We start from the raw sequence: 11,919 nt of genomic DNA, 5'->3' as shown, positions 1-11,919 counted from the left end.
TTTACCCCTTTTCAGCAACCGGGGCTCTCTGTACAAAGACTTCGCCTTGGTACTCTTTCTCTTCATCGCTTTTTTCTGAATATTTAAGTTATTGGGATTATAAGGGATTGGGGGTAGGGAAGTCAAGGGGTGTCCCAGTACAAAGAGTAAACGAAAAAGCTGTTCATGGTAAAAGGGTATGTGTATTTATTCTCAGGATATACTCAGTCGCAGCTCATAAAAATACTGCACAATCGGATGCTTCAGCTTCATTTTTTCTCTCATGTTCAAAATCCGCTTTTTCCCAACGCGTCTATCCACCAAAGCCAAAACATTCAATAAGATATCATCGCTCTCTATGCTTTCTTCTATAGAACTGGCGAGGAACTTAGTCGCTACAACGATAAAGTTTGATTTGCTTAATATTGACTGTGCGGATAAAAGCTCTTTAGCATGTACTTGTATTTTTCTGTTTCTTGCAATTACTTTTAGACGATCCTCTGGAACAGTCCCCTTCGTATCTTTCCTGACGACTTCAATCTCTTCACTAGTGATAGGAATGTGGATATCTGGGTCATTCTTAATATCCTGCTCCGTCTGATACCATCTGATGGGGTTCATTGCATCGCTCATATTGAGTACGTTCTTCTTATCTACCGCAATATAACAAATCCCTGCCTTATCAAGTAAATAACGATAGCTCGTTGCACGGTATTCGACCCTTCCGTGTAACGCGGGGCAGAGGAAGCTTTCTAGATTTTGTTTTAGTTTGCTCCAGGCCAATGTTTTTCTCCTTGTTTTATACAAAATAACGAAGATTTTTGTTATCCATGTTTAATTCCATTGTACTACTATTTTGCTCACAAACGGAAATAAAGGGCATACATGAGTTATTCCAAAAATGTAGGGTAAATAGATGTTTATATTTTGAATGTTGTCTACAGATCAGACCTAGGATTAACTACAAACATATAAGTTGAACAATTCAAACATCAGGTCGATCATTCAATATTTTCCTTATTTTATCTACGATCTGCCTTTGAGTAAGTCCTCCATAAAGTTGTTCAATTTTACTCAACAACCCTACTTCTTCATCTTGTATGTCCGAATCATCCTTTAATTTTTGCATGAACTTATCTTCTAACTTCTTTCTAAGAATCGGTTCACCTATTTCTTCAATAACATACTTTATCTTCTTTTTCTCATCTTTACTTAATCGTTGTTTTTTATCACATAATTTGATAATTTGCTCTATTTTATTTTGCGCAAAGGTTCCATAGCAATCCTTTATAAAAAACTCATTGTTCATTATTCGTTGAATATTTTGAGCAAATGCTTTAATAGATTCCCTCTTATAAACCTTCCCTTCAACAAACTCTAACGCGATTATTGAGTCTTTATTCAAATCGGATAGTAGAAAGGGAGAATGCGTAGTCATAATTAACTGCACACTTATCCCAAACTCAATATACTTGATGTCGCTAGTGTAACCCGGGATAATCATCTCATCCAAATAAGAAGTTACATAATTAAGTAAGTTTCTAGACCATTCTAAATGCATAGTTGATTCAATCTCATCTATAAGAACAATAATATTCTTTCTAATTTTTCTATTCATTAATCTAATCTGTTGACTTACAGTAGATTCATATATTTCATGGACAATGGTACTGAGCAATTCTAGGATTTTTTTCTCTCCAGTAGAAAGCTGTATTCTCTCTATTTGAAAGGGTATTTTGATCTCGAGATGTTTACCTGAATATCTCTTATTTGACTCAGTGTCATCCAATATGTCTTCACCAATACGATCATAATCAAAGTGATAAACAATAAAATCTCTTAACTTTGTATAATGATGAAAAAAATCTAGTATATCAACATTTTTTTCCGATGATGATATTACCAATTTAAACTCATCAACACCTGTTATTATATGATTTTTCACTTGATAAAGGGCTCGAAAATATTTTTTTAATCGAATAGTATACTCTGTTAACAGACCGAATTCATCTGAATACCCATGATTCCGCTTATTAAACACATCGGAGTATTCATCAAATACCTTCAAGTAATCATTAAGTATGTAACTGGTCTTTCTAACATATTTTCTATTGATGGAATGTAGTTCATCTCTTTGTTCGTCTGTCAATAGTTTATTAGCAGAAACAATAATAGAGTTCAATGATAAATAAAACATACGAGAAAAGAAATCATCCATCCATTCTTCTGCAACCACTACTATTCCACCAATGGTCGGATCTGGACTTTTTCTAACTGCTTGAATAAAGAATCCTCCATCAAGTGCTCGCAGATATTCTGATGTTTTGAAAAGAATATGAACAGCAGGACTCTGAATAACTTTTTTCTGAAACAAATCTAAATAAAAGTTATACCAATCTACCCATGAAAAAACAGACCCTGTTACCCTTGGAATAAATTTAGAATGATTTGAGTTTAAATAAATATAGCTATTGCTTGAACTCCTTATCAAATCATCTCTAATATAAATTATTCTATCTTTTATCTCTCTCACATAATTTTCATCAATTGTATAATTGCCTAAATCATTTTGTCGAAAATAGAAACTACGGACTATGTCTGAATTTCTTTGTGGTAGATTCTCGCGGCTAATGATATTCTCAAGTTGAATAATGCCTACTCCTTCAAAATAAAACATATCTTTCTCCACATGAAAGATCATAAAATACCGGTCTTTTATTTCTATTTCTTCAATTTTTAATAATTCAATCCTTTCTTTCATTTCTCTTCCTACGGTTTCAAGAATTGAACTTTTTCCTGAACCATTTTTCCCAACAATAGCTGTAATATCTGAAATGCTTTTTCCATAGAAGTTTATAAAATACTTTGGATTGCTTTTAATCGATATTCTATTACAAGATTTATCGTATTCAACTATATACTCACTGGAAAAGTTGAAGAATATATCTCTAAAAATATCACCTAGTGATTCTACATACATATAAAGTAACTTCATATTTTTTTGTTTCCTCTCACTATTCCTAATTCTTTACCAATATCTGAAATCATTTTGGACAACGGCCTTTTTCCATAGTTCTCAGAGTCAATATATGCTCCTATGATAAGTTGTTCAAGTTCTTGTTTTGAAGCGAATACCCCCCCAAATTCTCGAAATAATTGTTCCTGATACTCTTCAGTATAAATTTCTTTTTTTATTAATAATTCTTGAACCACATCTTTATGAATCTGATACATTTCCTCAAGTTCTAATATTTCTATATTTTTATCCAATATTTTGTTTAAACCTAAATCAATTAATATATCTAGCTTTGACAAATCGGATAAGTATTCGACTCCTTTAATGTCATAACTGAAAGTGAGCATGTCATCTATTCCAATAGTGTTATCATAAGGAGAATAAGAAAAATCCTTAGTACCCTTTTTATGGTTACAACTGCCACAAACGGGAACTAAATTATAAAATGATACTGATAGAATAGGATAATCGCTCTTATTAATAAAATGATCTAATTGACAACTTGTTTTCCTTGAACTGCTGTTAATAAAGTTTCGATTACAATAGGGACAAACCGATACTCCAAGGTCCCGGACAAAAGCAAGCCGGTCTATATTACACTGGTACACTGTTTTTAACAAATAGTTCTTCAAGCCATCTGTCATTTTGATTTTATTTGTATCAATATAGTCTCTAATGGAAAGCAGTTTTGTTAGATCGGCTGTTACAACCTTCTCAAAAGAAGTTATTAACTTTTCATTTTGTTTATCAGGAAAAAGATGGTCAATGTCCAAATTTATATCGCACCAATTATTCACATTTTTAATGTAACTGCCTTGGCACCTCCCCCTCAATTTTTCAAAGTAGTTTTTTACTATCTGTTGTCGAACATTAACATCTTTTTTCATGAAATTTAGTTGGATCAATACTATGCACCACTTTTTATGTAATTATTTCCACACTAATGACATACAACAAAACTGAACTGTATATAACTCAGTTCAGTTTTGTAATATTTATTGTACTCAACTCGCATTCAAACTTATAGCGTACTCCTCAATTCGTGCAATAATCCCCGCCTCTCCAGAACTTCTCGGATAAATTGGTTCATACGACAAATGGTCTTTAATACCATACGTTAGGGCATGGGAGATACATGCCGTAACCACAATTGATAGATCGGAATTTCTAGCATATGCCGTCGTTTGATCTGTAGCTCGATCACTCGTACAAACATTAACTGTAATAAGGGAATTTCGTTTCATTATTTGGTCAGCCGCGCGACTAGCTGCCTTCTCTCTACAGGAGAAAATCGTAATTTTCATCTTTTGCAATTTTAGTAATGGATCTCTGTTATCTTGTGCAACATCCTGAACCTGTTTACGAAGCAGTTCCAACACGTCGTAATTTCCAGATACCTCCTCACCAAGCAAAATCAGATAATCTCTCAATGAATCCATATCTTTTTCAAACTTGTCATATAGCCTGCCAACCCACTCATCCCAAACGGGCCTGATTTCCATTCCCGGCACGCCATAGTCTCGGAATAATTCCATACAATCAAATACAGAAGAAAGCAAACGTAGAATAGGCTGAAAGGTTAGCCATTCTTTGGTGTATCTCCATTGTGTACCAGCTTCTCCCGGTTTCTTAAGTAAAAGACCATCCAAGAGCTTAATTAAGTCCTGTAGCGTTTCCTCATTCTTACTGGCAAATATACGTACAGCCTCAGCCAAGTTTTCGTAAAGATCAACATCATCAATTCTTGGAAAATCACGATATTGAACAATAAAGCGAACAAAAGGTAAAAGAGCACGGGCTAGTATTGATCTCTTTACAGGCTCAGGCTCTTCAACAATCCAATTAATAAAATAATCGTTGACTCTTAGAGCTGAAGTTGGTGTCCAATTTATACCCTTATTTTGAATCTGCTCACACCAATCTGCCAAGAACTGATAGTCATTTTGGGCAGAGTGTAACAAACCAAAATATGTGTCCCAATCCTTTGGAACTAATTTACTTTCAATTTCTGCCCATTCCATTACCCCAAAATTTTTATTTTTGGATGCCAGATCTTGAACCTGATGTACAAGTCTACATCTGGATAAAAGATCTGGACAAGGAAGATCAGCAGATTGACTAAGAATTGGCACTAAAGCGCTAAAATACTCTCTAGATGCATACTTTCTCCAAGTCATAGTTAAATCTTCAAATAAACTTCGATATTGATCTTGTGGCAAACCTAAGCTAAGTAGTGTGTACAGCCAAACTGACGAAATCTTCATTTCTTCTGGGGTTCCCTGCATACGAGAAAGAAATATTCGATGAAGTTCCCCATAAGTATCTTTTAATTCTTCACGTGGCCATTGTGGGTCTTCAGAAAAGAATCGCAACAAGTATAACATTGATAAGTTTAATGTATCTTGTGTTGTCTTTTTTCTATTTTTCAAAAAACTATTAAACTTCTCCATTTCAGTGTAATTATCCAGAAATCCATCTCGACGCCATTCCACGGCCCCTCGTCTCGCTAGTACTGTTGCCTGATTAAGATCAATATCCTCTATTTTATCAAACCATTCATTCCATGATCCCGGAAGCGTACCACTAACCACTGATTGGTTTATATTAGTTTTTTTGTGATTTGAAGGATATAAATATTCGTAACAGGTGCGCAAATGTCTGGTAGTTAGTATTGATTGCCAATCTATTATTGCTGACTGCGATATTGAATCCACTACTTGTTTATCTACGGTCAGATCTTGAAGTTCATAAGCACATATTAGCAATAACTGAATCTTTTCTTTTGACAAAGGAAATTGCACAGCTAACTTAAATGCTTCTTCATATCTACTATTATCCACTAGAGCTTTTACTTCCTCTAAAGTAGATGCCGTTACTCCTAAAGGCGCTGTTATAGAAATAGGTCTATTTGCTAATAATTGAATTAACGGTTCAATCGGTTGTCCAGCAACCAATGTCAATATTTCATTGTGCAATTCATGCAATGGTTCCTCAGGCATAGTCGAGCGTAGCATGAAACACGTTAAAACATGAGGATGCGTTAGGGAACCTCGAACTCGAAACAATGATTGATATTCAGGCCAAATTTCTTCACTAAATACTTTTTTCATACTTTCAGGATCAGACTCCAACGGCTCTAGATACACCGAGTACACCGAACGAATGATCCCCTCAGTTACTCTGGCCGGTCGTGGAGCTTTTAATAAATCTTCCATTTGTGGATGTTTCAAAATGTCTTGCCAACAATTTAATCTTGATAACATTTCAATTCGCATAAACAATGCATTACGAGGATCAATTAAGTTATACCGTTCTAGAATTACTATTTGTGCTTCAGCAAGACCATGTTCACCGGCCTGTAAAGCTAGCTCAAAAGTTCTTAATAGCGGACTTGGGTCAATCGGTATACTTACTCCGCGTTCTGGTCGTTCTCGGAGCAGACGAAATAAATCTTGAACCTTCTGCCCAATGGCCTTATCGTTTCCACGAAATTTAAAAAAATGTCCATTAGTAAAATTTCTAACATTTTCATCTTGAATATGATTAAAATTATCTACTTGATAAAAATCCATACTGCTGTATGTGGTTCCAACAAAAGAACGAATCACTTCTCGCACTTGTGTAAATGAGTTTTCGTTAAAAGCGATTGCAAACCATGTGAATGATTTATCTTGCTCCATGTAAGGCAATACTGTAAATGAAGGATATTCTCCTTCTAATCTAGCTAAATATGGTTTAAATCTGTCTCCATAGTCACCAGTATTGATTTTGTCCCATATGAGCAAATTGGGTAATGCATAAAATCGTTTTAGAAAATCCTGGGCTATCTGAGATAACATTTATTCTCCCCCCTTCCCCCATGATCGTCCCCATACAATTCTGTTCTCTGAAACTTCAGATGGATCAACCGTATATTGGACAAACTCTTCAAGTGTAGTAATTCCGTTATTAGTAAAGTTCATCGATCCACTCAAAAAGTAACCATCCCCTAACAACCCTTTACGATGAAGAACAGCATTTTGATGAAGGTTATTCCATGGTTTGGTAGTCTTCCTTTTAATATTATCTATAAAATCCTGGTTTGATTTAACTGGGCGTGTTTCAAGAAAAAACTCAGTTCCTCTCTCCATTAACTCCACAATGACATCAGTAAAAGTAATGTTTTTCCGAGCCCATTCTGGATTTAGTAACATGAATTCATTAGCTCTATTATTAATGACTGGAATATCTGAAATCCATGGTGAAGCAAGGAAGAGCCAACGGCTCGGCCTAATTAATTCAGCGACAAGGATGCTTTGTAATAAATCCGGTATCTCTCGAGAAGCAGCATTGGTATATATATATCGTGTCATAAAAGTGCCTCCCGAATTTCAAAATAAATGATAAACATTCCATTGTCTCTCGTGATTCCTTCTACTCGAGGGTAAGAATGTAAAAAGCCTAGATCAAGAGGTGCTGCAGTAAGACTTAAAATAATGTCATTGATTTCTAGTTTGTTATCCTGCGGAACAAGCAACTGAACAGATCCATATGAGATAAGGAATTCTATCATCAGATCTCTCCAATTAGTTGTACAATATTCGACACGTTTGTGGAGTTTCACTGTATCCAACAATAATTCACGATCCGTCGGAACCGGAGACTTAAATGGATTGTATGATTCTAATGCTCTACGACGTATTTGTGAACCTCTTGGCCAAATCATGCCGTAAATCACATTAAATCTCCAATTAACATCATCAGATGCACGAGGATCAATGTGATCAAGTGCTGATATTAAATTTGCTGACTTCCCACTATCTACACTAGAGACATAAGCAAAGACACGAGCATCCATTTCGATACCAAGTCTACTTTCTTCTCTCTCCCACAACTGTAATAACTCGAACATAAAACAATCAGTCTGTTGGTTACTTCCAGGTCTTAGCAGACGGTTAAATAGCCCATTCATCACAGAATGTGTTACTAATATTCCAGAACGCTCCATAACTTTCTTAATTCCCTCTACCGCTTTAGTAGTTTCCTTATATCCATTAGCGTTACGGAACTCGTAAAGTTGACTTTGAAGTTCTTCATTTATCTGGGTTTCTTTGATTATACGTGACAGCTCACTATGAACAATTTCGGCATCAGACGGTGTAAGAGAACTTTCTATTAATCTGAAAAACCTCCGAGGATCTCTTTGATACTGCTTAATAATCTCCTCGATAATACCACTCCCACCCTCAATTGTTTCCGTAACCCAGATTTCTTGATCTTTATCCAACCAACTTCCGTCATCTTGTCTTTGAGGTCCACCACCAATATCGAGAAGCAATTCACCATTACGATGAGGACCAGCAATTTCTAAACATGCTGCCAATATTGCTTCACCTAACGTAGCGATCCAACGTTTTTCAGCCCATTTTTTCCAGTCTTCTGTTTCCTCTGACCAAAGAATAACTGCTAATGATTTTAATCTTTCGCCTATTAATGGGATCTCGAATAAAGCTTTTAACTTGAGATGAGTCCGTTGATAATGAGCCTCCTCTTCAATATCAGAGATCTCTTCCTTTTCTAATACTTGAAAAATAACATGCATCACATTATTCATTATCTTTGGAAAATCATTTGAATGAATATAGTCACAAGCTTCTGTTAAGGAGAGGTCATTGATTAGTGCAATTTGTAACAAAGCAGACAGGTAGATCTCCGCCATACGTTCCAGCACAAACATGTTCCCTTGTTCCATTAAGCATGGATCATTCATAACAGAATGCTGAAAATACATTGTCCTAAATGATCGAAGTTTTGCAGTATTTAAATCAGAAGATGAAATAATAGTATCTGGAACATTCATCAATTCGAAGCGAATACCATCAACTTGTTGGACAAATCCTAAAGCCGCCGCTTTTCCAGGCTCTAAACCAAATCGAATAGAAAGTTGCACCGGATCCGATTGAGTGACTAATCTTACAGATGCTTCCGAACCTATAGCGAACCTTCTTACTGTAACAGCGCTAAATGTATCATGTGTAAAAAACCGAATATCCTTCAAAAGAGATGACCAATATAGTCCTGTAGGAACTTCTACATCTCTACCGTATTCGCCATCATCAGAGGGTGTGTTTTCTTCATTTTCAATAAATACTTGTACAGACGGAAATATCTGAGACTTCCAAACCAAATGAGCATTAGATTTAGTATCAACATTAAAATTAGATTGTGCTGGTTTCAATTTCCACGGTCGGATTACTGGCAGTTCAACAACACTACCGTCTTTGTTAATATATGAAAAAATGCCAAGAATTCGATATTCGTCTTCATTGCAAAACGTTGAGATCATTAACTCTGATGACTCTCCAGTTTCACTCGGTTTAAGCGTAGGCGGGGTAATCCAATGACTTTCTCTACTATGATCGATTCCAAACCTTCTAGATACTCGTCCTGGCGCAAAAGTGTTCAACGCCTGTAGAATATCCATTGATTGATCTTCAACTTTATCAGAAGGCAGAACAATGCTGACCTCTGGCAGACTAAGTTCACTGAATAACGTTGATGGCACAAACTCTGGTAGTGGATGATTAGATATGTGTGTCTCTTTAGCACGAGAATCTCCTACTACCCCCCAATTCGTTTCTAACCGCCTAAGCAGCGTCGGAAGAACCTCTAACATAAGTGAACGAGGCGGATCCCATAAAATAGCTCTAACATCTTGCTGCGTTATACTCAATGCTTTCCGAATATAAGTTTCCATTCTAGCCCGCAATGAACTATCATCTATCACTTTCTTGATTAATTTACGTGTTTCTCCCCGTGATTTTTGATACTGATCTTGATGGCTTTGATCAAGAGGCTGTGCAAACATTTGCCACAGGCTTCCTACCTTAATTTTTCCCTGCCTTAATTCATAAGCGATCCAATCCATAAAAGCAAAAACAACTTGAATCCGCAACACATAACGATTCATAATTGGCAACTCTTGTCTCTCTAGAACAGGTTGAAACAGTGTTTCATAACTTTGATACATGTATCTATCTCGGCCAAAGTCAGATAAGACAGTGACCATCCATGGACGCATATCTGGGTCCCGACCAGCACGTCCTTTTCTCTGTACAAATGAAGCCAAATCACGTGGGGCTTTGTGCTGAATAACTGCTCCAACTAATTTATCGTTGAAACCCACTTCAAGTGAGGGAGAAGCTATAATAACTTCCGCTTTTGGATCCACACCTGTATCCTGTGAACTGGTCCTTCCAACAATTAAAGATTGGGCCAAGTCGTGACCGATATCTTCAGCAAATAACCATGATTGCCCATTCTGCATTCGTTGTTTTGCCTCATCATTATTGTGACTCCGTAAAGCAGCAAGTGGATCTCGGTCAAGTTTTATTGGATAATTGTTCTGATTGGTAGCTCTCGCTTCAGCATCAAGAAGTGTGTGAAATAGCCTATTGGTAACATCCAAGTCGTCCGTAAATAAAAACAATTTTGAACCAAATGTAGTGCCCTTCCCATCTGGTGGTGTTCTATCTAACATTCGACGCAGTAGCATAGCTGTCTGAATTGTTGTTGAGAGCAACGAAGTACCCGATGCCGGATCTCCACGTAGTAACAACTGGTACTCCTTTCCCTTTTCTTCAGTATCACCATATGATGAATCAATTTCAGCAACTTTGGAGCGAGTCAGCCCTGTTAACTGGCTAAAAAAGTCACCTGAATCCCGCAATGTTGCGGATAAGCCAACAAATTGAAGCGGCACTCCACCTAGCGCATGCTGCCATCTGCGTAATAACAATGCAACTTGTGCACCATGCGTTCCAGTATAGGTATGAACCTCATCAATTAACACAATTCGAGGAGGTTGAGATGTACCAATTCCAATAAGCGAGCCATAATTATGATCACTCATATAACGATTCATCATTTCCGTTGTTGTAAATAAAATATCTGGTGGGTTTCTACGCATTTTTTTTCTGGTTAACGGTAAAACTTCACCCTCAATAACAGTATTACATTCTCTCTTAAGACAAATTAGTCGTTCGAGATTACTATCATGATCTGACTTACTCCAAATTAGATCACTTTTGCAACCAGGGCATTTCAGGAATGGACAGACATAGCCTTGCGCTGTCATTTTCCATTTACTTTTTACCTGATTTTGATTAGTAGGTGTGTCTCCAAATACTGCACCAATTGAGATAGGACGTTCCAAAGATTTCATTTTATTTAATTCGAGAACCTCTTTAAAAGTGTCCATAAACTGATCTTTTAAAAGTTCATTTCTTGGATATAAGGCAACTGCTTTTATCCAATTTGTAATATCAATGCGCGCAGCAATCCACGTTAAAGCTGGCAAATAAAACGACAATGTCTTACCAGTCCCGGTACCAGCTGTCACGATAAAGCCTCGAGACTGTTCATCTTGAAGATCTTTAAACATTTGAAGAGCAGCTTCTTGCTGAAAGTCAGACAACTTATAATCAGAGCCCTTGCCTTCCAAGAAATAACGAAGCACATCAGCCTCTAATGAATTTAATAATTCTTTAGTGGTGTCGATTAGTGATTGGGCTTTAATATGTCTTTTGGGATAAATACGCAACCTCTCCTGAAAACGAAAATCGGCAACCAAAGTTGGAGAGGATTGCCATGCCTTTGTAGGAAACCACTGCCTCAAACGTGCGATCAATCTAACCGTTTCCGCCATCCGCGTTCGCCATACTTCACCATCTCTAGATGGCAACATCGAGATATGCAAGTCTTCAAGCAATGCATTTATTAGTTCCTCTGCTGAGAGATCATGAATCTCATGCCTCTCAATAAAAGATTCGGCCAAACTTGTCAATTCAGCATCAGTAAAGAATCCTTCCACATACCCCCAAGAAAGATATTTAGCTTCCTCTGCTTCTAGCTCATTCAAAAATAATTGCTTCCAGTCCATCTAG

General features: G+C 36.6%; 6 protein-coding genes and 1 other annotated feature (1 of these 7 cut by a window edge). All 6 genes read right to left on the bottom strand.

What is annotated here, in order from left to right; all coding sequences use genetic code 11:
• Nucleotides 1-75, bottom strand: a binding site (T-box leader); it reaches 190 nt to the left of the window's first position.
• A gap of 117 nt (nt 76-192) precedes the next feature.
• Nucleotides 193-762 carry an SF0329 family protein gene (locus tag ACFVVF_RS12300; protein WP_387809401.1) on the bottom strand — a complete coding sequence of 190 codons (570 nt, stop codon included), beginning with the start codon at nt 760-762 and terminating at the stop codon, nt 193-195.
• Between the two features lie 202 nt (nt 763-964).
• Nucleotides 965-2,974, bottom strand: coding sequence for an AAA family ATPase (locus tag ACFVVF_RS12295; RefSeq protein ID WP_387809398.1), 2,010 nt, complete (start codon nt 2,972-2,974; stop codon nt 965-967).
• Entirely contained in the window at nt 2,971-3,882 is a 912-nt protein-coding gene (locus ACFVVF_RS12290) for an HNH endonuclease (RefSeq protein ID WP_387809395.1), read from the bottom strand. Before ACFVVF_RS12290 ends, ACFVVF_RS12295 begins: the two co-directional genes overlap by 4 nt.
• 117 nt (nt 3,883-3,999) lie before the next feature.
• Nucleotides 4,000-6,834 carry a hypothetical protein gene (locus tag ACFVVF_RS12285; RefSeq protein ID WP_387809392.1) on the bottom strand — a complete coding sequence of 945 codons (2,835 nt, stop codon included), beginning with the start codon at nt 6,832-6,834 and terminating at the stop codon, nt 4,000-4,002.
• Nucleotides 6,835-7,347 carry a phospholipase D-like domain-containing protein DpdK gene (gene dpdK / locus ACFVVF_RS12280; RefSeq protein WP_060862738.1) on the bottom strand — a complete coding sequence of 171 codons (513 nt, stop codon included), beginning with the start codon at nt 7,345-7,347 and terminating at the stop codon, nt 6,835-6,837. It abuts the gene before it with no gap.
• Nucleotides 7,344-11,915 carry a protein DpdJ gene (gene dpdJ / locus ACFVVF_RS12275; protein WP_387809388.1) on the bottom strand — a complete coding sequence of 1,524 codons (4,572 nt, stop codon included), beginning with the start codon at nt 11,913-11,915 and terminating at the stop codon, nt 7,344-7,346. Before dpdJ ends, dpdK begins: the two co-directional genes overlap by 4 nt.
• Nucleotides 11,916-11,919: the final 4 nt, after the last annotated feature.

It is taken from the genome of Paenibacillus sp. NPDC058174, from assembly GCF_042883865.1.
In the GTDB taxonomy this organism is placed as follows: Bacteria; Bacillota; Bacilli; order Paenibacillales; family Paenibacillaceae; genus Pristimantibacillus.
Note: the sequence above shows the minus strand (reverse complement) of the source record. Positions and strands in the feature narration are given on the sequence as shown.